Annotated in this window: 13 protein-coding genes; 12 read left to right on the forward strand and 1 reads right to left on the reverse strand. The window is 36.0% G+C overall.

Annotated features, from left to right (window positions below):
• Nucleotides 1-1,480: 1,480 nt before the first annotated feature.
• A complete protein-coding gene (locus BGC7_RS00710; protein WP_050699631.1) occupies nt 1,481-2,059 on the forward strand; it encodes an MliC family protein in 579 nt (192 codons plus the stop codon).
• Nucleotides 2,060-2,165: 106 nt separating this feature from the next.
• Nucleotides 2,166-3,551: a phosphatase PAP2 family protein gene (locus BGC7_RS00715; protein ID WP_050699632.1), complete on the forward strand. Its 1,386-nt coding sequence runs from the start codon at nt 2,166-2,168 to the stop codon at nt 3,549-3,551.
• Nucleotides 3,552-3,560: 9 nt separating this feature from the next.
• Here BGC7_RS00715 and BGC7_RS00720 read toward each other — a convergent pair whose 3' ends face one another.
• Nucleotides 3,561-4,280: a DUF3108 domain-containing protein gene (locus tag BGC7_RS00720; RefSeq protein WP_050699633.1), complete on the reverse strand. Its 720-nt coding sequence runs from the start codon at nt 4,278-4,280 to the stop codon at nt 3,561-3,563.
• 360 nt (nt 4,281-4,640) lie between these two features.
• Between BGC7_RS00720 and BGC7_RS00725 the strand changes: the two genes are divergently transcribed.
• From BGC7_RS00725 to BGC7_RS00770, 10 genes are all read left to right on the forward strand, one after another.
• The gene (locus tag BGC7_RS00725) at nt 4,641-5,453 is read left to right on the forward strand and encodes a tyrosine-protein phosphatase (protein ID WP_185112924.1); all 813 of its coding nucleotides are present in this window, start codon (nt 4,641-4,643) and stop codon (nt 5,451-5,453) included.
• Nucleotides 5,454-5,616: 163 nt separating this feature from the next.
• Nucleotides 5,617-8,964: a SusC/RagA family TonB-linked outer membrane protein gene (locus BGC7_RS00730; protein WP_050699635.1), complete on the forward strand. Its 3,348-nt coding sequence runs from the start codon at nt 5,617-5,619 to the stop codon at nt 8,962-8,964.
• Nucleotides 8,965-8,991: 27 nt separating this feature from the next.
• Nucleotides 8,992-10,611 (forward strand): SusD/RagB family nutrient-binding outer membrane lipoprotein, encoded by a 1,620-nt coding sequence (locus BGC7_RS00735; RefSeq protein ID WP_050699636.1) that lies wholly within the window; start codon nt 8,992-8,994, stop codon nt 10,609-10,611.
• Nucleotides 10,612-10,621: 10 nt separating this feature from the next.
• Nucleotides 10,622-11,674, forward strand: coding sequence for an alkaline phosphatase (locus tag BGC7_RS00740; RefSeq protein ID WP_050699637.1), 1,053 nt, complete (start codon nt 10,622-10,624; stop codon nt 11,672-11,674).
• Between the two features lie 156 nt (nt 11,675-11,830).
• On the forward strand, nt 11,831-12,406 hold the full coding sequence (locus BGC7_RS00745) for a hypothetical protein (protein ID WP_050699638.1): 576 nt from the start codon (nt 11,831-11,833) through the stop codon (nt 12,404-12,406).
• Between the two features lie 299 nt (nt 12,407-12,705).
• Nucleotides 12,706-15,435: a hypothetical protein gene (locus BGC7_RS00750; protein WP_185112925.1), complete on the forward strand. Its 2,730-nt coding sequence runs from the start codon at nt 12,706-12,708 to the stop codon at nt 15,433-15,435.
• A 74-nt stretch (nt 15,436-15,509) separates the two neighbouring features.
• Nucleotides 15,510-17,750 (forward strand): glycosyl hydrolase, encoded by a 2,241-nt coding sequence (locus tag BGC7_RS00755; RefSeq protein ID WP_050699640.1) that lies wholly within the window; start codon nt 15,510-15,512, stop codon nt 17,748-17,750.
• Between the two features lie 22 nt (nt 17,751-17,772).
• Nucleotides 17,773-18,738 carry a glycosyl hydrolase gene (locus tag BGC7_RS00760; RefSeq protein WP_157258605.1) on the forward strand — a complete coding sequence of 322 codons (966 nt, stop codon included), beginning with the start codon at nt 17,773-17,775 and terminating at the stop codon, nt 18,736-18,738.
• 74 nt (nt 18,739-18,812) lie between these two features.
• Nucleotides 18,813-21,551 (forward strand): helix-turn-helix and ligand-binding sensor domain-containing protein, encoded by a 2,739-nt coding sequence (locus BGC7_RS00765; RefSeq protein WP_050699642.1) that lies wholly within the window; start codon nt 18,813-18,815, stop codon nt 21,549-21,551.
• A gap of 25 nt (nt 21,552-21,576) precedes the next feature.
• Nucleotides 21,577-24,627: a SusC/RagA family TonB-linked outer membrane protein gene (locus BGC7_RS00770; RefSeq protein WP_082206389.1), complete on the forward strand. Its 3,051-nt coding sequence runs from the start codon at nt 21,577-21,579 to the stop codon at nt 24,625-24,627.
• The last annotated feature ends 11 nt before the right edge of the window (nt 24,628-24,638 follow it).

Raw genomic sequence — 24,638 nt, forward strand, 5'->3', positions numbered from 1 at the left:
TTGCTCTGCCTTTGGCGGAGGGAAAACCGCTACCGTTAGTCGCAGCTTTAAGGAGAATGATTAATTAAATACAGTTTTTGTTATGATGAAAAAATCAACTAAAAAGAAGCTAAAAGAGAAAGTTATCAGTGCCCGGATTCTTCTTATATTCTCGATACAGAAATACACTTATATCCAGATAATTTTAGTAACCTTTCATTTTAGTAATGTATTTACCCATGGCAAAAGATGAATAATCACAGGATTCGATCCGATAAATTTAGATAGGGCTAACAGATACAATGATATTTTACAATTTTACAAAATACCCTCTGTTCTTAAATGTTATATTTCTAATGATAAGAACTTTGTATATGTGCATATACAAATATGCACATGTTATATATAAAGATCTCATAGTAAGTAAGGTGTATTTTTGTAATGATAATGCTCACAAAATAATAAGGCTTGAAAAATTTAAACTGTATTATATAAATGCTTTACGGTCGGCACAGGAATCACACAGATAAGATAGATGACATAGCAGTGGTTCTGTATTATTATAATATAGATTGCTATAGATTCAGAACTAACAAAAACAAATTTTATCATTTGCTTTTGTTCTATCTAAACTAATATAAAAATAAATAACGAATGTATAATATGCAGATATATAGAGTATATAGAGATATATTAGAAGGGGAGGCTCTAATATGACTTATTCTGACAAATCAAAATGATCTGTTTTTTTGTTCTTTTGTCAATATAGTATAAAGATCAGATTGTAGATTTGGAGAATAGACAAAATCAAATAATATTCACAACTACTTGATAAATACTAGCATATTAGGAATAAGAAACTATGTATTTATTTTACAGGATTAATCAGTTTCTTCTATAGCAGTTATCTGAAGGCTTTGGTAACTATTGTTTTGCGGAAGAGAAGATGAAACTAAATAGCCAGAAGGGGTGGTGTAGTAAAATAGAATAAACCCTCTTTATTTATATATCTGAAGAGTTACTCTGTTTAATCTTTATTATAAGCTACTCTTATTTTCATTGGAGTTTATTTAGCTTTAACAGAAATGAACTTTTTTTAGATTTTAAAATTGAGAAAGTATAAATTATGAAAAAAAACAGCAGAAGCTATAGATTTCGCTTTTATAGATTGTTGAAGAGATTTTTGTGTACATTGCAACGTATTCTCGGTGTTAGAAAGACAGATGCAGATTCTGTCATCAGGGAGTATTTAGAGAAATACAACGGGAAATAATATTCATAGTAACAATACAAAATATAAGCAGCTTCTGCATTATATATTATAAATAAGAGTATACTTTAATACTCAGACTTTTCGGCCATTAACATTTTTTGCACGAATAACTTTCAAATTACATGTTGATGGGGGTGAAACACATTGATCACCCCCTTTTTATAGACAGAAACTATTTATTCACCTGATTTCTAAAATTTAAGATAAACTATTAAAACCATTGAAAAGATGAAAAAAGTATTTTTAGTATTTTGCGTGATTCTGATATCACTAACTTCCTGCAACCACAGCAGATCAAACAATGAAAAGGTAAGTCAAAAAGAAGTAGTGGGACAGAAACCTGATGAAATTAAACAAGGAGTTGAAACCAACCAAAAGGGAGATAATCTAGAGTATACTTTCAATAACACGAAAAATACGGCAACATTTATCTTTAACGGGGAAAAAATTGAAATGGAGGCCGACAATACGAAAGCTTCAGGGGCAAACTATAAAAATGACAATTATAGTTACACAAACTGGCAAGGCATAACTGAACTGAAAAAGGACGGTAAAACTATTTTTTATAATAATTCAACCCTTGTGGAAAGTATCGTTAAAAACCCGGAAGGCAAAACGCTAGAAATGAAATTCGATAATTCGAATAACACAGCTTCATTGGTCTTCAATGGCAAGATAATAGAATTAAAGGCCGATCCCACTGCTTCCGGGATCAGATACAGTAATACAGACTATATGTTTAGTGAGCATCAGGGAAAAATAGAACTTCAAAAAAATGGCAAAATTATTTTTAGCCATCAGCAGTAGATTAACAGATACAGACAATCGATTGAAGAAATTCAGGATTTATCTCCTATGAATCTATTCTCGGTTGTCTGTATTAATTTATATTATAGTGAGGAAAACAATATTGATGACTAAAGTAATTATCACAAGCTTTATTATAATGCTGCTTTGTCCCATAAGCAGTATCAAAGCTTGTGACAGTATACCACCAGTATACTCCGGTATAAGAGAAGATCCAATAAAGATATCCGACCAGCCATTTTTGTTGCGCAAGGAATGGGTTCGTCAGGGAATTGCTCCGGCAGCACTACTGACGTCAGGCTTTCTGACATGGGGAGAACGTGGAAATATCAGGGAAGTACGTAACCGGTATGTCCCTAACTTTTCGAATCATTTGGATGACTATCTACAATATGCTCCGGCTTTGGGAGTAATGGGGCTGAATATTGCCGGACAGAAAGGACGTAACGGTTGGAAAAGACAAACCCTTAATTGGAGTGGCAGTATGCTTATAATGGGTGCTTTAGTCAATTCAGTCAAATACTCATCTAAAGTCATGCGACCAGATGGTACCAGCCGTAACTCTTTTCCTTCAGGACATACAGCCACAGCTTTTATGAATGCAACTTTTTTGCATAAGGAATACGGACATATCAATCCATTGTATAGTGTTGCCGGTTATGCAAGCAGTTCGTATGTAGGGGCTTCGCGAAGTCTTAATAACAGGCATTGGATATCTGATATCCTAGTTGGGGCTGCTATCGGTATTATATCTACAGAACTGTCATATGCCATTACCGATCATTTCTATGGGAATAAAGGAGATTATTTTTCCGGCTTTACAATCGAAGAAGAGATAAACAAGCCCTCTTATCTTTCAGCCCGTATAGGCTATTCGTTTGATATGACGGATGCAAAACCTGAAGCCTTAGGAGTTGAATCGACATTGGAAGGAGCCTATTATTTCAACAGGCGATGGGGACTCCTTGGTGAAGCTACATTCGGACATTATCCACTTAATCAAAATGGTGAAGATATTGTAGATGACCTCGAATTATCCGATATTATAATAAGGAGTCCCCGGCAGGACTTTCAATCTATGGGCATGCTATATTTTATGGTAGGGCCTCAGTATACTAAGTTTATCGGATCAAAATTTCTTCTGCAGGCTAAGTTGACAACCGGAATAACTATAGGGACAAACGGCGAGATGAGCCTTGTGGGGGTCGCCGAGAATAAAAATACCGGAATAAAAAGTGATATTACCCTTCCCTTTGTAGATTATAAAGCTCGCCCCGGTCTGGCTTTGGGTACAGGGGTTAACTTTACGGTAATGATGACACCCCGAGTTGGCTTGTCTTGGTTTGTAGATTATAAATACACGAAAATCAGCTTCGATATCAGACCGTCAGAAAAGACATTTGGCACCCAGTTGGATTACATAAAAGAGAGGACATCCTTCAGCCTGAATAATATGTCGACGGGGCTGAGATTCACTGCTTTTTTAGATTGACAAATATATCTATATTTTTGCTTTTTTCATTATTACTTTCGTCGATCCTATTTTTAGCTTAGAGTCAATACGAACTGGTAGACGTTTATTGTCATTGGATAAATACACTCTCATAGCTTCTTTTTTGTCGGCAAAAGCATTATCATAAATGACCAGGTTTAATTTGACACAAGCATATTCGTTTCCGTCATTAGCTTTGATGATTTCCAGCCCTTTATGATGAATATCCATTTTTACAATATCTTTTCCGGACAGAAAATCCACGGTTAATACCTTGGATTCTTTTAGTATATCGCAATCCAGTGTCCGTACATAATAGATTATGCTCATCATATCATAGATGATTGTTTGAGATGTCAGGTTTTCATCAAATCTTAATATGCCATTCTTTATTCGTTTACTTTTTATATTAACTGTTCCATCTGTATAGTTGTAATTGATCGCCTCTATGGTGTGCTCATTGCCTTCGTGGGCATTTTTTGTGTAATACAGAGGCTTCATATCTTTTGTCAGATAGCATGATAGAGTATCAGACAATTCGAATATTGGGGATGCAATACCTGTGGAATAGGCTGTCATAGTCATTTTCAGAGCATCAGTTCCATTGTATTTTTCTTCTGATATTTTAAGAGTTGAAACTCCGGCCTTACTGTTAATCAACCCGTATTTAAAATAAAGGTTGTAGCTGAGCTCCTCCCGGAAACCGGAATATGAAGTTCCTTCAAACAAAACAGCTTTTATCCTATTTTCTATTAATTCATTTATGATTTTTATATTAATTTATTAATAATATAAACGAATCCTGAAGGAGGGTTTCTTTTATATCAGTTCATATTTGTCTATCTCATTACAATTAGTATAGGAATACTCAAACATAATGTGTTAATATTAAATATGAGTTCTTAATTTATACGGTGCCAGGAGACTGAATTGTCTGTCCCTCAAATAAGGTATATCTAGGAAGCGTATTTTCTATATTTTGTCGAGAAAGTACGATTCTTATTTAACATTAATAAAATAGTTTATTGATTCTATTGTAGCAAGTAGTACGTTTCTTTCTGAAAATTTTAAATAAAGAAATGTATGAAGATGAAAAGATTTGTGTTTTTGTTTTTTATTATCCCATTTACATTGCAAGCTCAGCTGAAAGACAGCATTACGCGGGTTGTAATAATGGAAGGAGCTGTTAATTTTAGAGATGCCGGGAATTATAAGACAGCAGATTATAAGACAGTTATTAAAGGCAAGATATTCAGATCGGCAAGTATTGCTACCCTAACAGACAAAGACATACAAACGATAGAAGATTTGAAGATTCGAACAGTTATCGATTTTCGTGGAACAAAAGAAGCCCTATTGGCTCCAGACAGGCTGCTATCTAATACCGATTATACTTTGTGTCCGGCTGGGAGTGATAGTATTCCTACACCAGCAGAAATAGCTAATATGATTAAGAATTCGGACTTTCTTATAAATATGTATAACGATAAAAGTATTCAATATTATGGAGAACGTTACAAACCTTTATTTCAAAAACTATTGACTCTCCCCGATGATGAAGCTCTATTGTTCCACTGTACAGGAGGTCGAGATCGTACAGGTATGGCAGCGGCTTTACTTCTATATGTTTTAAATGTACCAATGTCTACAATTGAAGATGATTTTTGTGCATCGAATATTTATTTAAGGTCTATGAATGCACGAATGTATGAATCATTGACTAAGATATCCGGATTGACTATATCTGATGTAGAGGATAAGATGAGGCTTAAACCAGAACATATTCGAAGCTTTTTTGCAACTATCAAATCTCATTATGGTAGTGTGGAGTCCTTTTTGGAAAAAGAGTGTGGTATAGGACCTGAGAAAGTGTCTTTACTCAGAAAACGATATGTCAATTAAGAGGAAATGATCTCAAATTAAAATGAAAAAAGGGTTGTTACTATATTGTGATGACCCTTTGTCTATTTTAACAAAAAAGATGTTTTTTATTAAATTTTATGTAACGGATAGGTAATAATCTGCATATAATTTTGCCTCGAAATCACAATTATAATATGAAAAAATGATGAAAACGCTTTATCTATTATTATTTCTTATCTCTTTTAATCTTATTGCTTTCGCTCAGGAATCTTCCGCTGAGATTAGAGGTAGAGTAATTTCTAACAATGAGGATCTGATTGGTGCTCCAGTCAGAATTATAGCTGCATCCGGAGCTGTAACAGGAACAGTTACGGATGAAAATGGGAATTATAGTATTAAGGATTTAAAAGGAGGAGAAACCTATACAGTAAGAGTTGTTTATGTTGGCTGCGAAGAAGCTATTTTTAAGAATATCTTACTGAAAATAGGAGAGGTATATACATTAGATGTAGATCTTAAAAGTTCGAGTACCCAATTGAATGAGGTTGTTGTAACAGCAATGGGCATAAAGAAAGAAGTAAGAAGGCTGGGCTATTCTGTACAAGAAGTAAAAGGCGATGCAGTGAATAAAGTTAGAGATGCGAATCCTGTGAATGCTTTGGCAGGGAAGGTTGCCGGATTGTCTATTGGAGCCAGCACAGAACTTTTGGGACGTCCTCAAATTGTATTACGTGGTAGTAAAGACTTACTATTTGTAGTAGATGGAGTGCCTATAAATTCAGATACATGGAATATTAGCCCCGACGACATCGAAAGCTATTCTGTACTGAAAGGGCCGAATGCAGCTGCTTTGTACGGATCGAGAGGAATAAACGGAGCAGTTGTAATCACAACAAAAAAAGGATTGAAGACCGGCAACGGAGAGGGTCTTGGAAAAAACTGGCTGATAGAGTTTAACAGTACTAACCAAATGGAAAAAGGATTCTTGACATTACCTGAAAGCCAATATGAATATGGTCGGGGAACTGGCTTTCGATACAGTTATGGCGACGTATTGTATGATAATAATCAACGTCTTCCGGAATGGGGTCCTCGCTTCGAAGGGCAACTTATAAAGCAATACGATAGTCCGTGGGATCCTACGACTAAAGTCAGAACAGCGACCCCTTGGTTGGCACGCGGGAAAGACAACTTTGAGAATTTCGTTCAGACAGGGATCACTTCTACCAATAATATAGCATTCTCTCATGGAGGTGCAAATCATTCGATACGTATGTCTTATACTCATAGTTATCAAAAAGGTATATTCCCTAATACAAAACTAAATGGAGACAATTTTAGTGTTGGAGGATCTTATGATATATCCGATAAACTGAGTGTAGAAGGAAATGTGAATGTAAGTGTACAATATACCCCTAACATACCCGATGTAAACTACGGACCTAATAGTTATACATATATGTTCAAAGTGTATGGTTCTTCAGATTATGATATCCGAGATCTGGAAGATATTTATAAAGGACCTCAAGGTGTACAAGACTTAGTTCAATATGCTCCTGAATATGGACGTTTGAATAGTGCATGGTATATGGCTAAGAAATGGCTGAGATCACATGACAAGACAGATATATATGGGCATCTCAAGTTATTATACAAAGTCAATAAAGATCTGAATGTTAGCTTACGTTCTCAGTTGACGACTTGGGATCAGTTGCGTACAGAGAAAGTTCCTCCTTCAATAAATCTGAATGACTATGTGCCTTGGTATTATTTTGGATGGTATGGAGATTATCGCGAAGATAGTCGAAAACTGATAGAAAATAATTCGGATATTACGGTTAATTACAATAAGCAGTTAGGAGATTGGTCTTTAAGTGCTTTAGCTGGAGGTAGTCTGCGTTTGTTTAAGTATCATTCTACATGGGGTACAACAAAAGCATTAGTTATACCTGGATTATATAGTTTTTCTAATTCAAGTAATCCAGTGCTGAATTATAATTTCGGATCGCGTATGCAGGTGTATAGTGGATATTATTCATTTGACCTTGGATACAAAAATTATTTTAATGTAAATCATACAGGTCGTGTCGATAACTTATCTACGTTGCCAAAAGGTTCTAATACGTTTTTCTATCCGTCAGTGTCTTTAAGTTCTATTATCAATGAATATGTAAATCTACCTGATTTTATAAATATGTTGAAAGCCAGAATCTCCTACGCACAGGTAAAAGGAGGGCTTACTTCTTCTTCAATAGGATCGGCTTTTTCTTCCATAACCGGAAAATCTCTTAACTCTGGTTTGTTAGGTTACGGAACAGAACTACAAACATCTTATGATGGTCCAACTTATGCTAATCAGGATGTATATACTATTTTTAGCTATTACAACGGTTTGCCATCTGTAGACTTTTCGGATGTTATAGCAAATCCGTCTTTGGAGCCATATAGCAGAAAATCTCTTGAAACAGGATTCGATATTCGCTTATTCGATAGCCGTATAAGCCTGGATGCAACTTATTTCAGGACAGTAAATGGTCCGCAGATTTACAATCTGAATGTAGCCCCCTCCACAGGCTATAAATATAGAGCTATAAATGGTATAACGACTTTGAATCAGGGTTTTGAATTTACCCTTTCTGCCAACATATTAAAGAACGAAAAAGGACTGAATTGGAATCTGTCCGGCAACTGGAGTACATATAAAGAAACATTGAAAGAAATATATGGAGATGAAACCATTCTAAACCTGAATGGACATAACTATAAAAAAGGAGATCGTCTCGATGCTTTATACGGAAGAAAATTAGTTCGTGATGGAGAAGGCAATATTGTTCATAACGGCGGACTTATTTATCAGGCTCCTACAGGAGTCTCTCAGAATGGTTTTCTTGGACATCTAAATCCTGATTTTTCCTTAGGTATAATGAATACATTTACATATAAGAACTTTGCTTTAAGTTTCCAGATAGATGGACGCTTTGGTGGCAAAATATATGATTTTGTGTATGCTCAGGCGATGAATGGAGGTACTGCCGTAGAAACAACTCAGGGTGCATTTGGTGAAGCCCGACAGAAAGAATGGACTTCGTTGCGCGATAACGGAACTGTAACTCCTAGTTATGTTGGAGAAGGTGTGAAAATTGTATCAGGGACACCAAGGTTTGAAAATGGGCAGATAGCGAATCTTGATGAATTGACATTTGCAAAGAATGATGTTGCTACTACTGTCCAAAGTTATATAACAGGATCGAACGGATTGTATGGAAATACCGAATACTTTATGATAGACCGCTCATTTGCAAAACTCAGGGAGTTAAGTCTTAGTTATACATTGCCAAAGAGTGCTTTTAAAGGATTTTTCCATTCTGCTACAATCTCGCTGGTAGGACGTAATCTTCTATACTTTGCAAAACGTAAGGATATGGATATTGACAGTTTTCCTTCCGGCTTCAACTCTTCAGATAGAACTGCAACCGGAAGTCAGGGTTCTATAGGACTGCAAAGTGCAACTACCCGCCGATTTGGTTTCAACCTGAATTTGAGTTTTTAATGAATTTTTAATTATAAAACAGATAAAATGAAAACATTATATATTCTAAGAAAGGCTCTTGTTATTTGTTTGATATGTACTGCATTTTCGTCTTGTTTCGATGACGATTTATTACTCAATCCCAATGCGTCGGACAGGGCTACTTCTACTGTGGTATTGAATCATCTAACCGCAGCAATGGTCTCAAAAGATGAAATGGCTTTTGGTGGAGCACATCGTACCAATCAATATTATGTGAGTAATTATTCATACTATTGGGGAAGTAACTATTATAACTGGACTAATACTACAGAGCGTTACGACTTATTAAAATATGCAATAAAGCTCGAAGAAGAAGCTTATCGCCAATATGGAGAAAATGAAAATGTATATATGGCTTTAGCTAAATTTTACCGGGCTTATTCGGGTGTTTGGTTGTCGCAGCGTGTGGGGGATATCCCTTTTGCAGAAGCTGGAAATCCAGATAATCTGACACCTAAGTTTGATACGCAGAAAGATGTTTACAAAGAAGTGCTTGTTTTATTGGACGATGCTAATAAAATAATGGATAATCTGATTACTAAGCAATCTACAAATAGTGTATCTGCTAATTCTATTCTGGATAAAAATGGAGATGTTTTTGGAATGAGTAATCTGCAATGGCAAAAGGTTATCAATACCTTTCGCTTACGAATACTTGTAAGCTTAAGTAAACGTGCAGATGATACACCTGATCTAAAGATTAAAGAACAATTTGCTGAAATAGTAAATAATCCGACAGCCTATCCGTTGATGCAGAGTAATAGTGATAATATGGTATATCGTTATAATTCTGCGTATAATCCATATCCTATTTTCAGTAGTAAATCCTATACTTATGGGGCGAACATCGGAAAAAGTATATTGGATATAACAACATCAGATAAAGATCCCCGTACTTTTGTTTTTGCAACTCCTGCTCCGGCACAGTACAAAGTGGCAGGAAAATCGGTTTCCGATTTCTCTTCCTATGTTGGAGCAAGTACCAATTCTACTCAGGCGGAACTCTACTCCGGGACTGATACTAAAGGAACTACAGATGAGGATAAAGGTGCTTATTCATACATCAACTATAAACGTTATTTTTCCTCACAAGATGGATCTACTGCTGAGCCGTATATTGTTATCGGATATTCTGAAATGTGTTTCAATATAGCAGAAGCTATAGCAAAAGGGTGGCTTAGTGGAGATGCTAAGTCTTGGTATAATAAAGGGATTACTGCATCTTTGAGTTTTTATGGATTAACGCATGGTACTACTTTAACGATAGGAGACCGTTTAGGAGGTACTATTGGTAGTGTTGTTATAAATACGGAAGATTTCTTGAATAATAGTAATGTTGCATATAAGGGGAATAATGAAAATGGGATACAACAGATTCTTACTCAAAAATATGTGACTCTCTTTTGTAATTCCGGATTTGAGGCCTACTATAATTGGTTGAGAACAGGCTATCCAACCCTTCAGGAAGGAGGGAACGGAATTGGAACATCAAATAAAAAATTATCTCGCAGGTGGATGTATCCGGTAGATGAGATCTCATACAATAATGAACATTATAAAGCATCTATTCAACAACAATATGGTGGAACTGATGATGTAACATATAATATTTGGTTATTTAAATAAATTAGACAAAATGAAATTAAGACATATATTCCTTTTGGGGTTGATCCTGCTTTCGTCAGTAATCAATGCCCAACAAAAAGTAAAGAATGTGATATTTATGATTGGGGATGGTATGGGGCTAGCTCAAATATACCGGACTCAACAAAATAAAGGAGATTTGACTTTACTCCAATTCCCTTATGTAGGATTGCAAAAAACAAATTCGAGCAATAATGATATTACAGACTCGGCTGCTGCCGGTACAGCTCTCAGCTCCGGTGTGAAAACAAAAAATGGTATGCTTGGATTGACTCCTGACAGTGTGAAGACAATCTCGATAATGGAACTTGCAAAGAAGAATGGATTTCTTACAGGGATAACAGTAACCTGTTCAGTAACACATGCCACACCAGCGGCCTATTATGCACATCAACCTCATAGGGAGATGCATGAAGAGATCGCTTCTGACCTACTTTTATCTAATATAGATGTATGTATTGGTGGAGGAAAGAAGTTCTTTACAGATCGTAAAGATAATCGCGACTTACTGAAAGAGTTGGAGGCTCAAAAATACAAAATTGCTTTATCTCAAGAAGATTTAGAGAATATTTATAGCACAAAAGTAATCGCTTTGCTAGCAGACGAACATCTCCCTAAAATGTCAGAAGGTCGTGGAGATATGTTGCCCAATTCTGTTTCTAAGATGTTATCATTATTGAATAAAGAAAACAAAAAAGGTTTCTTCGTAATGGTAGAAGGTTCACAAATTGATTGGGGTGGGCATGCTAACGATGCAGAGTATGTTGTTAATGAGGTGCTTGATTTTGATAAGGCTGTAAAACGAGCTCTGGATTTCGCAGCTAAAGACGGACATACCTTAGTCATAGTAACAGCAGACCATGAAACGGGAGGAATGTCTATTATAGAAAAAGACAATAAAATTAAGGAGAATTTTGCAACTACCAACCACTCTGCAACACCTGTTCCTGTTTTTGCTTATGGTCCCGGAGCAGAAACCTTTACAGGATATTATGATAATACCGAATTTGTAGTTAAAATAAAATCACTACTCGGTCTACAATAAAATTTATTTCTTTTTTATTGTGCATAAATATACAAAGGCTTGAAGACAATTCAGGCCTTTGTTATTGTATTTGTAAAATAACAGCATTGTAACATTTCTTTTCCAATAACGAAATACTTACTATATACTTTTGGGGAGTATTAAAAGATTAAGCATATGAAAGCGATAATGTTAGCTCTATTTATATTTGTATCCAATTCTTTAATTAATATTTCAGCCCAAACCTATCTTGCTTATAACGATCCCTCTGAAAATATCAGGAATAAAGCGGTTTCAGAGAAAAGTTTATTAAAAAATGAAACTTTGGAAAAAGAATATAATTGGGAGTTTTTATCTGCAATTCCTGAATCTTTTGATAAACAACTGGAAAATAAAGCTTCTGAGCATGATTTTGGAAAAAGAGTTGCTTGTCTGAAGATCTTACTGGATAAGTATTATGTAACTAAAGAGGATATTGTTCCGGGCGATCCCATGATGCGTACGATTGTACTGAAACCTAATATCTATTATTCAACCCGAAAGTTGGAAAAACACCTCAAACGCAGAGTCAAGGATAAGTCGATAAAACTACATGATGCAAGAAAAGAAATGGAACATATATTAGAAGTGGCTTTATCGGTAATCGAAGAAGATGAAAATTCTTTCGAATTATTAATTACGAAAAACAAAAATAATGCGGATAAGTTGATTGAAATATTTAATCAGGTCAAATTATACAATATCTATTTATAATCATCTTTATCATTTCTGTTCTTATTTATATAACACAAGCTTCAATTTTAAATATTTAATCTGCCTTTAACATTCCTGTAATAAAGGGGATGTTTCTATCTCGTATTTTCCCATTCTTATTGCTTTCGGGAGTACTTTTCTCCTGATGGTTATTTTTATTGTTGGGGTGTATTAATTTTTATGTAGGGTATTTGTAGGGGTTCTTTTTTATTGGTATACTTGTTCCAATGATAATATTTGCATTTAGATTTTGAAAATAAAAAGAACAAATCAACTTCCTAAATTTAAATCAAATACCAATGAAAAACAACAACTTGATCCGAATCTCTCGTATTTGTTGTTCTCTTTTTCTAATATTAATGACTTTCATTAGTTGTGAAAAAGATGAATCATCTATACCTGTAAGATTTGAAATTGATAGCGATAACTCTTCTATTGAGGGAAGCTTTGTGCAGAATGTCTTGATGACATCTCTTAATAACTTCGATTTACATTATACAGGAGGCGGTACAATTGCCACTATTAGCGCAAAAGAGGCAAATGGAATATATGTCTCTAAAAGAGAATTAGATTTACCAACAGGTGGATCGGTAAAGATCTCACTGGAAGGCAAGCCGATCGAATTAGGCGAATTTACTTTAAAAATGGAAATTCTTATTGATGGAAAAATATTTTACTGTAGTCAGATATTCGAAGTTGCTGAGGATACAGATCCTTCATCTCCTATTATATTTGAGATGGATTCTAAATATAATACTGTTTCAGGTTTAGTTTCACCTGTAGATATTCCATTTACTGTAGATCCGTTTATGTCGAGCCTTGTGGCAGTAGAACCATTTGTTACGGGTTTAAATACAAAAGTTACTATAGACAAGAAAACCGGTAATGGTGTTTTAACCTTAACTCCGGGAGATGACTTTATCGGAGGTCAACTAAATCTTATAGTCTCTTTCGGTGCTCGTGAAAATGTTCCTGTAACTATAACTACTTCACCTTTTGTAAATGGTAACGGAACAGTAGAATCTCCGTTCGAAATAAATAATGCACAATTATTGAAAAAAATACAGTTTCTTCTTGATCGAAATTTTAAATTGACTCAAAATATTGATTTGGAAGGCGTAGCATGGCAGCCTTTAGGATCAGAAGCTTTAAAGTTCACCGGATCATTGGACGGAAATGGAAAGACAATCTCCAATATTAATATCGAAGGAACAACAAATGCAGCTTTATTCAGCTATACGGCATCTTCAGCTAAAATTAGTAGTTTAACCATTTCTGGTTCAGTAGCAGGAACAGAGTATGTTGCCGGGCTGGTGGCTGTAAATGCCGGGACTATAACAGCATGCAATGCCTCTAATATGAATATTACAGGTGATAATTATTTATCAGGAGTTGCTGCTAAAAATACAGGAACAATATCGTCTTCTTCTCCGATGGATATTCTGTCATTTGCGAATTTTCCTTCATTGATATCAGAGATTACCCAGACTGTGACTAAACCGTTGAATTATACGCCGGCAACAGCGATTGCTACAATAGTAAAAGCCCCGGAAAATGCAGATGCATCCGTTTCGGGTTCATCATTGGTTATTACACCAAAAACAGGTTTTGTTTCATCTGATATGACAATAAAGGTAACTTTAGGTAAAATATCCTCAAGGGAAAAAGAAATAAAGCTATTTGCAGAAGAGCAATTTGATTCGGGAGATGGTGTTACCAATCCGTTCACAATTTCTAAAGCCAGCCAATTCAGTAAAATACGTGATTATACAGATAAGAAATTCTTATTGACGAATGATATAGATCTTTCAACATTAGAAAACCCTTGGGTTCCCATCACCTCATTTTCAGGAACTATAGATGGTGGAGGACATCAGGTAAAAGGATTGGAATATGTAAATATAACAACAAAGGGAGGACTGATTACAACAAATACAGGTAATATACAAAATATCTCTTTCCCGGATATCAATATAACAACAACAGCATCATTTGGTGTTATTGCAGGAGATCATAGTGTTGGTAAAATAGAGAATATTCTTATAACAGGAACACTTAGCTCTACTAATACCACAGATATACTAGGCGGAGTTGTTGGAGAAATATCCGGAGGTCAAATATCGAATGTATATGTGAATCTTAGTATAGATGCGTCCTGTGGTATGATTGGAGGTATTGCCGGACGAGCAAAAACAAGTGCAAGTATAATTTCGAACTGTACTACAGAAGGTAGTATTACTATCAAAGCCGGAAAAACCCGTATAGCCGGTATTGTTGGACGTGGAGAGACGGGGGTAATTATCAAAAACTGTTTGTCGTCTATGAATATAACTGCTACGGCTACCGGTACAGGAGCAAATGGTGTGGGTGGTATTTTTGGTGCTAACAATAATGATAATATGCGTATCGATGAATGTATGTTTACCGGCAAAATAACAAATGTATTTATGTGTGGAGGTATTGCCGGAGTAGCAGCAAATATGAGAAACTGTGTAACCGAAGGGCAAAGTGCAAATATGACATCGGTGATGATAACTGTAGGTGGATCAATAAATACTTCAAGCGGAGGTGGTATTGTGGGTACAGGAAAGGGAGCTACTGAGAATTGTATTGTTCGTAACGCTTCTTTTTCGGGTGTTACCACAGCTACGCTTCCTATATCGGGAATTGTATCTACATTCCAAAATAATGGATTTGTTAAAAATTCGGTTGTTAGTAATATTTTGGTAAATGGAACAACGGTTCATGGTATAACAGGTACAGTAGCTAATGGTACGGGCATAAATAGTAGTAATTATTCTTCAGATGTTTTGTATTATGAAAATGGGGCGGCTAGTGCTTATACACCTGATAATAGTGCTACCGGCCTTGATGGAGAAGTTAAAACAGCATCAGCTCTTACTCAGTCATTCTACGAATCTTTAGGTTTTGATTTTACGAATATCTGGAAATGGGAAAATAATAAACCTGTTCTTAGAAATGTCGGCTATAATGGAAGCCTTACAAAATCAATGAAATCTAAAAGATAATCAATTTAATCTAATTAGGTCTCTATTCTGATATAATAGGAGGGTAGAGACTATTTATCTAATATACAGAAAACATGAAAAATAAAATTGAATATGTGTTTTTATCCTTATTCATTGTATTTGCTTTATATTCTTGCGACTCTACAGATATGCTTATACAAAAGGATAATTCAGGTTCTGTTAACTCAAAGTCTATTATTGGTACTGCTTCTTCTAAAAAAGGTATAGGTATGAGTACAAGTACGCAAAATGGAGTTTGGTGGCGAAATATAAATAATTTAAATACCAATTGGTACTATACATGGGGTACTTTTATTCCTGACAATCAACAGGCAAATGCTCCAACAGGTAGTGAGTTTGTACCTATGTTGTGGGGTGGATCGTCTGTTACAGATGCAAATATTGCAAAACTTAATACTCTTTATTTGCAAGGGAAAATTCATTCTGTCCTCGGTTTTAATGAGCCGGATTTGTCAGAAGAAGCAAATATGCCTGTGGAAACAGCGCTGGATAAATGGGAATATTTGTGTAATAATCTCAATCCGGGAATAAAATTAATTAGTCCGGTAACTTCTTACCCATCAGTAAAGGATGGAAGTTGGATGGTACGATTTATGCAGGGAGTAGAAGCACGAAATCTGCGTGTAGATTATATTGCTGTACATATCTATCAGCCCAATACAGCTTCTTTGTTTATCAATCCGATAAATGCAGTTTATGCAAAATGGGGCAAAAAAATATGGATCACAGAGTTCGGTGTGAGAGATGAAAACACAGGAGGCAATCCGGCTAATAATAAATACACACGAGAGCAGATTTTATCTTTTATGGAAGTTCTACTTCCTCAAATAGAAAGTATGGAAGCAGTGGAGCGCTATGCTTGGTTCAATGCTTCGCCTAATATGGCTGGGCTATGGCCTTGCGGGCTTGTTGATGCTAGTGGAGCGCTTACTATTGCAGGTGAATATTATAGTAACTTAGGGATAACTGAAGATAGCAACTTTGTTGGGGGCGATGGTTCTGTTAGCAATCCTTATCTTATATCAAATGCTAGCCAGTTTAATCGTATACGCGATTATGCAGATAAGAATTTTAAGTTAGTTTCAGATATCAACTTAAGCACTCTGGTTCCTGCTTGGGTGCCTATCGCTTCTTTTTCCGGAGTTATTGATGGCGATAATTATCAAATAAGGGGACTTAATTATCCATCTATTAGTACTAAGGGAGGGCTGATTACGACTAATACAGGGAGTATAAGAAATATTAAGTTTTCGGATGTAAATATAACTGCAACATCTGCTTTTGGCGTTTTGGTGGGCGATCACAATATAGGGGTTATTGATAATATTGTATTAAAAGGCTCCGTCATTTCAAACAACACAGGAGACCTGTTAGGTGGTATTGCAGCCGAAATATCCGGAGGACAAATATCAAATATATATGCTGATTTATCTATTGATGCAACTTGTGGAATGGTGGGCGGTATAGTCGGACGAGCAAAAAGCGGTGTTAGTGTGATTTCGAATTGTACTACTAAAGGCAGTATTACTCTCAAAGCTCTGAAAACTAGAATTGGAGGTATAGTAGGCAGAGGTGAATCGGCTGTAGCAATTGAAAACTGTCTTTCAGAAATGACAATAAAGGCAGCAGTAAGCGGGGTGAATGGTGTTGGTGGCATCTTTGGAGCAAATAATAATGACAATATGAGTATAACAGAGTGCATGTTCTCAGGCTCTATTAGTAATGTTTTCATGTGTGGAGGCATTGCCGGTGTTGCAGCTAATATTAGTAACTGCTTAGTTGAAGGGCAGGGAGCAAGTTTGACTTTGCCTCAGATTACAGTAGCTGGTACAATAAATACTTCCAGTGGAGGGGGGATTGCCGGAACAGTAAAAGGGTTACTTGAAAAATGTATTGTTCGCAATTCTGCAATCACAGGGGTAACTACTGCTGCTCTACCCATTGCAGGTATCTCTTCTACATTCCAAAACAATGGATATGTCACAAAATGTATTCTTAATAATGTTCTCTTAAATGGTTCCACAATACATGCGGTAGCTGGTACTATTGCAAATGGTACTGGTACACATACCGAAAACTATGTATCCGAAATACAATATTTCGAGAATGGTAATGTCAGTTCTTATACCCCTTCAGATAATAAAAACAGTTTGGATGGTGCAATAAAGAATCCAGCTGATTTGTATGAGCGGTTTTATCGTGCTCGGGATTTCGATATGGAAAATATTTGGAGGTGGGATAATGGTAAGCCTGTACTTATCAATGTCGGTTATAAAGGTACCATTTCAATATAATACAATAAATCAAAAAAATAACATGAAAAAATTTCAGAAAAACAGTCTGATACATTATATCGGCTTCTTTCTTCTTATGTTTGGTATTATGACTTTAGTCATTTCCTGCGATAGCTCCGAAATAATACCTCCTGTGAAGCAGATTCCCGAAACAGAAGATCCCGAAATTCCGATAGTGGACAATTCTGTAAAAAAGGGAGTCGGTATGAGTACAACTACTACGGTAGGTGTATGGTGGAAAAATATTATTAATCTAAAGCCTCACTGGTTCTATACATGGGGTACATTTATTCCGGATAGTCAATCGAATTACATTCCGGATAATGTGGAGTTTGTGCCAATGTTCTGGAATGGGGCGGCTGTTACTAAAGACAATATCGATAAATTAAATACTCTGTACGAAGAGGGTAAGATAAATTATGTATTGGGATTTAATGAGCCAGATTTGACAAATGAAGCAAATATGTCTGTAACTGATGCTTTGACCAAATGGAAATTTATTTGTGACAATATTAATCCGGGAATAAAACTTATCAGTCCGGCTACATCTTATCCATCGTTAACTGAAACTAGCTGGATGGTACAGTTTATGAATGGGGTTGCCGAACAAAACTTGCGTGTTGACTATATTGCGATTCATATCTATCAGCCTAATACAACAACCTTGTTTACCGATCCTGTTAAAGCAGTATATGATCGTTGGGGCAAAAAAATATGGATTACAGAGTTTGGAGTAAGGGATGATAATACAGGAGGTGATGTGTCGAAGAATCGCTATACTCCGGCTCAGATGTTATCTTTTGCTCAAACACTTCTTCCTCAACTGGAAAATATGGAGGCTGTAGACAGATATGTCTGGTTTAATGCTTCACCAACTATGTCAGGCTTATGGCCATGTGCATTGATTGATGCTAATGGACTACCTACTATTGTCGGTGACTATTACAGCAGCTTACATCCGAATAATCAAATGACAGCAGGGAAATAAATTGGATAATACAGATGGTTAGTAATAGAAATATTATATTGTTTTTTTTACTAGCTATTCCACTTATAAATGGAATGGCACAGCTCCCTGTGAATATAGGTAATACCTATCTCGAAACTTTTCAGGATAAATGCGGTAGTCTGGAAAAGTCTCAGATATGGAGTATTGTGCCGGGAAATGACAGTTATATGTTTTTTGCATCGAATAATGGACTAGGTGTATTCGATGGTGTACGTTGGGAAGTATATTCTCCTCATGGAGGTAGTATAATACGAAATCTGTATTTCGATGCGAAAACAAATACTTTATATAGTGGTTCTGTTAATCAATTTGGAAAGTGGACTCAGGATAAATATCGGAAATTTCAATATACACCTATCTGGACAAATAAGGAGCGTAATATATCTGTCGAATTCTGGAGGGTTGATTCTCCTGTAAATAATGGAGGGCATATTTATGCACAATCACATCAAATGATTCTTAAATATGATATTGCTACACAAAAGCTTGATACAATAAAGGCTTTAGATAATATCAGTTATATGCACATAGTATCCGGAGACATATGGGTTCAGGTAAAAAATACTATGTATAGAATAGACTCTGATAAGAAATTTCATGAGATTGTACCGGTAAACGACCGTGTTATGCATATGATAAAAAGGAACTCTGACAATAGGGTGCTCCTGTTTCTAGAACATAAAGGTATTTTTATTTTGTCTGATGATTATACAAAAATACTACCCTTTAGCCAGGAAACAAATATGATATTGAGCAAGGCTAAAATTTTTACTGCCTGCGAAAACCGTAAAGGACAGTATTTGGTTGGTACTACCAGAGGAGGTTTGTATATAATAAATGAGAATGGTGATATTATAAAGAATATTGGAGAAAATAATGGCTTGCCGACATCTACAGTTTTAAGTGTAGGCTTTGATAATCATGATGATATATGGATGGGCCTTGATGCAGGTGTCGTAAAATTAGATACTGAAGGTAAAGAAACATATTTCAGTCCAAAACCTTCTATTGGTATAATTCGCAGTATAGTACCTCTGCAAAATGATTTGTACATAGGTTCTAATCAAGGGGTATTTAAACTTACATCTACAGGTAATCTTTATCCTATAGAAGGTACTTCCGGCTCTGTATGGTCTATGTATAATATAGGTGGAGAATTAGTCTATAACCATGATTTGGGACTATTTAGACTTGTGAAAGATACGCCCGTTTGTATTAAGGAGGGAGGGACTACGACTCTTGCTCAGTCTTTTACAAATCCCTCTTTTTATGTTGGTACGGATTATTATGGATTGAGTCTTTATCGGATGGTTGAAGGAAAGCTTACATTCATTGCCAAAATAAAGAATTATGCCGGTGCCAGTCGCCATATACTGTTCGATAAATATGGCTATTTATGGCTTATGATACCTAAGGATGGATTCGTACGTCTGACTTTATCTAAAGATATGACAACTGTAGAGGATATAAAACAATATAATATGTCTGAAAGCGAAAATAAGGATTACTTATTGATGTCTCTGCTCGATGATCATATTGTATATTATGATGGCGAAAAGCCGTATATGTACAATGTACAGTCACAGAAAATGATTCCTGATAATGGCTTAGCAGAGTTGTTCCATCTTTGCAATTCCAATTTGGTTTCTTTGAATCAGTACGATAATGTCTTTTGGTATCAAACTCCTAAAGATATCGGTTATATTACCCGAAGAGGAGATAAACTTGAAAAATATTCAGGTATATTTTCTCATATCTATAACAAACGTATATCTCCTTCAATACCAAAGTTAGATTTGAATACGTATGCTGTGGGATATCAGAATGGCATAGCTTTTTCCCGACTAAATAAGACTATCTCAAATCATCTCAGGATAAGATTTGTGGAAGGTGTCGGGGTTGGAGAACCTATTTATTATGATTTTGAACAAAAGCAATTTGAGCTTCCTAACAATAAAAAGATAATAAATATCTATCCCATAGATCTCAATGCAGATTGTGTAATAGAGTATCGGGTAATGGAAATAGACACAACGTGGATTAAAGAAAATATTGATAATTCTCTGACTTTAACTCATCTCGAGTCGGGAACATATACCATACAACTACGAAATGCAAATGACGTAGAAGGTACTCCCACTCAGATCATTGTCCGAGTAGATGTGCCATGGTATATAAGCAATCTTATGATTTTCGTATATCTCGTAATACTTGGTTGCATCATTCTTTTCATATTGCTTATCTACAAAAGAAAAGCTGAAAAAGATAAAAGGCGTATAGAACGTATTAGGCAAGCTCAGGTAGATAGATTGGAGAAGAATATATTAGAACTCGAAAAAGATAAACTAGGAATAGAACTCAAAGAGAAAGATAAAAGGTTGGCTATAATTACAATGAACGGTGTTAAGCGTAGTAATCTAATGACTGAACTGAAACAGAAAATGCAGGAAGTCGAAAAATTTGATCAAAGTAAAGAAGCCAAGCAAGCACTAAAAAAAGTAATCAGACAAATAGAAGGAGAACTGGATAATAACGAAGACTGGGAGATATTCGAAAAGTATTTCAATGTTGTATTTGGAGGCTTACTCGAGCGTCTGGCACTCAAATACCCTCAGCTGTCGCAAGGAGACTTGAAATTGTTAGCCTACCTTAAACTAAATCTAAGTAATAAAGAGATAGCCAATTTGCTAAATATCTCGTACCGCAGCGTGGAAATGGCAAAGTATAGGTTAAGGAAAAAATTAAATCTGGATGCGAATGATAATTTTAGCTCAATTTTAAACGAAAAATAATAATAATCAATTAGATACTAATATTATGAACAGAATCTTTATTCTATCAGTATTACTCCTGATCTGCTCTTGTTGTTGCCTTTTTGCTCAACAACCGGGTGGCGGAACAGCTACAAATGTAACTGTAAAAGGAATCATAACAGACTCGCAGACAAGGGAGACTCTTATTGGAGTATCTGTCGTTCAAAAGGGTACTTCTGTGGCTACAGTGACTGATGTTGACGGAGCATATACTATGAATGCACCCCTTAACGCTACACTGGTTTTTAGCTATATAGGATATACTCCGCAAGAAATACGAATAACATCCGGAGGGGAACTCAATGTACAACTTAAGGAAAATAATGAACTGGACGAAGTTGTTGTAATTGGTTATGGTGTACAAAAGAAAAGTTTAGTAACTGGAGCTATTTCTTCTATTTCGTCCAAAGACTTGGCGCAGACTGGTCTTATGCGTGCCGATCAGGCTATGCAGGGGCGTGTTCCGGGGGTAACAGTAATGAATAACAGTGGACAGCCCGGTGCGGCGGTAAGCATTCGCATTCGTGGAGCGGGCACAAACAACAGCACCGATCCGTTATATGTTGTAGATGGCTTTATTATGAGTAGTATAGAATCTCTCAATCCGGGCGATATAGAATCTATGGAAATCCTCAAGGATGCAGCTTCCGCTGCTATATATGGAGCTCAGGGTGCAAATGGTGTTGTACTGATAACAACAAAAAAAGGTAAAGATGGAGAAAATAGAATAGAATATTCCGGTTCGTATGGAATACAGAATCCACGGCGCTATCTCGATCTTCTCGATGCCAAATCTTATGCCCGTATACAAAACGAGGCAGCTTATAATTCTGCAAAAGCATTGCCTTATTCGGAAGAACAGATAGTATCATTCGGAAAAGGTACCGATTGGCAGAGGGAAATTACCAATAAGAATGCACCTATAACCAATCACCAATTGTCATTAATAGGAGGCAATACAAAATCAATTTATAGTTCATCTCTCTCATATTTTATGCAGGAAGGGATTTTTGCTCCTGGCAAATCTAAGTATGAACGTTATACTGCACGCCTTAATTATGAATCTACATTTTTGAATGGATTGCTGAAAATTGGTACCAACTCCGATGTGTCTCATGTCAAGAAACAGTCAGTTGCGTCCAATCAGGGTAATTCAGGGCCCATATCTTCAGCTATTAATATAGACCCAATTACTCCGGTATATGACAATATGGGCGACTTCGGAATATCGCCATATGTAGCTACAGAAGTTGTAAATCCGGTTGCACGTATTTATTACACACATGGCTCATCTAGTTATACCCGTATCAATCTAATGGGATTTGCTCAATTGTCGTATAAAGGATTCACCTTAAGATCCAATCTGGGAGAAGTTATAAATTATACAGAATCGAGAGGTTATACTCCATTGTACCGTCTGAATAGTTCAAACTTTACAAACAGTACAGGTGTAAGTAAATCTATGTCTCAGAATTTTTATTATAACAATGATAATACGTTGACATATGCTAATAAGGTAAATGTACATAACTTTTCGGCTATGATTGGTAACTCTGTTCGTAAGGGTAATGGAACAGACGTATCGGCAAGCAAGCAGGGGCTATTGTACGATGATCCTGAATATGCATATATTGCTTTGGCCAAAACTCAAGGTAGTGATGGAGCTGGTGGTGGTGCTTTCAAACAGGCTTTTGTGTCATATTTTGGTCGTGTTAGTTACGATTTTGATAGTCGCTATATGATGACAGCAACATATCGTGCCGATGGATCATATCGTTTCGGGCCTAACAATCGTTTTGGTTATTTTCCTTCTGTTTCAGCCGGCTGGAATGTGTCGAACGAGAAATTTATGCAAAATGAAAAGTGGTTAGATATGCTGAAAGCCCGCGTTAGTTGGGGACAGACCGGTAATGATGCTTTGGACGATTGGCAATATGTGTCTACTATCAGTACTTGGGGGAAAACTTATTATTTCGGTGACAATGAGCAAGCAATTGGTGCAGCTCCGGGACGTACAGCAAATCCTGATCTGAAATGGGAAACATCAGAGCAATTTAATATAGGTTTTGACGCACGCTTTCTTAGAAATTTTACTACTACTGTCGATCTGTATCGTAAAACGACAAAAGACCTGTTGGTTATTATTCCTGCACCAATGTATATCGGTAATCAGCCTCCGTGGGGCAATGCCGGAAGTGTACGCAATCAAGGGATTGAATTTAGTTTAGGTTATCGCAAAGATCTCAAGAAAGACTGGTCGATTGATATCAATGGAAACATTGCATATAACCAGAATAAAGTAATAGAAGTGGGCAATGAGAATGGTTATATTACAGGAGGTAGTGTAATTCAGATGCAAAATCTGCTTATGATGGAGCCGGGGCAACCGATAGGATATTTCTATTTGGTCAAAACATTAGGAGTTTTTCAGAATCAGGCTCAGATAGATAATTATAAGAGTTCGAACGGAACAGTTATTCAGCCAAAAGCCAAGCCGGGCGACTTAATCTTTAAGGATAGAAATGATGATGGAGTGATAGATATTCATGATCGGGAATATTGTGGAAGCCCTCATCCCAAATTCAATTTTGGAGTAAACGTATCTACTAAGTTCAAGAATTTCGATTTTACAATGTTTTGGACAGGGCTCATTGGTCATAAGATATTTAATGGATTGCGCCGTTGGGATCTACAGACTAGTAATTTTCAAACAACAGCTATGAATCGCTGGCATGGAGAAGGCACATCAAATTCTTACCCACGTATTACCGCTGACGATCAGAATGGAAATTTTACTACAGCGTCTGATTTCTTTCTCGAAGACGGATCATTTTTAAGATTGAAAGACATCTCTTTGGGCTACACATTTCAGCAATTGAATAAATTCAATATTAAACAATGCCGAGTGTATGTATCAGCTCTTAATCTACTCACATTTACAAAATATACAGGTTACGAACCGGAAGTGACCGGAGGTGTTCTTTCGCAAGGACTTGACAGAGGTGTCTATCCGCAGCCTAAAACATTTACAGTTGGTTTAAATCTTTCTTTCTAAGTCGAACCTAA

It is taken from the genome of Dysgonomonas sp. BGC7 (assembly GCF_001261735.1).
Classification (GTDB): Bacteria; Bacteroidota; Bacteroidia; order Bacteroidales; family Dysgonomonadaceae; genus Dysgonomonas.

Coding starts and splice junctions, on each gene's coding strand:
- BGC7_RS00710 (WP_050699631.1), top strand. CDS start 1,481: ATGAAAAAAGTATTTTTAGTATTTTGCGTGATTCTGATATCACTAACT.
- BGC7_RS00715 (WP_050699632.1), top strand. CDS start 2,166: ATGACTAAAGTAATTATCACAAGCTTTATTATAATGCTGCTTTGTCCC.
- BGC7_RS00725 (WP_185112924.1), top strand. CDS start 4,641: ATGAAAAGATTTGTGTTTTTGTTTTTTATTATCCCATTTACATTGCAA.
- BGC7_RS00730 (WP_050699635.1), top strand. CDS start 5,617: ATGATGAAAACGCTTTATCTATTATTATTTCTTATCTCTTTTAATCTT.
- BGC7_RS00735 (WP_050699636.1), top strand. CDS start 8,992: ATGAAAACATTATATATTCTAAGAAAGGCTCTTGTTATTTGTTTGATA.
- BGC7_RS00740 (WP_050699637.1), top strand. CDS start 10,622: ATGAAATTAAGACATATATTCCTTTTGGGGTTGATCCTGCTTTCGTCA.
- BGC7_RS00745 (WP_050699638.1), top strand. CDS start 11,831: ATGAAAGCGATAATGTTAGCTCTATTTATATTTGTATCCAATTCTTTA.
- BGC7_RS00750 (WP_185112925.1), top strand. CDS start 12,706: ATGAAAAACAACAACTTGATCCGAATCTCTCGTATTTGTTGTTCTCTT.
- BGC7_RS00755 (WP_050699640.1), top strand. CDS start 15,510: ATGAAAAATAAAATTGAATATGTGTTTTTATCCTTATTCATTGTATTT.
- BGC7_RS00760 (WP_157258605.1), top strand. CDS start 17,773: ATGAAAAAATTTCAGAAAAACAGTCTGATACATTATATCGGCTTCTTT.
- BGC7_RS00765 (WP_050699642.1), top strand. CDS start 18,813: ATGGCACAGCTCCCTGTGAATATAGGTAATACCTATCTCGAAACTTTT.
- BGC7_RS00770 (WP_082206389.1), top strand. CDS start 21,577: ATGAACAGAATCTTTATTCTATCAGTATTACTCCTGATCTGCTCTTGT.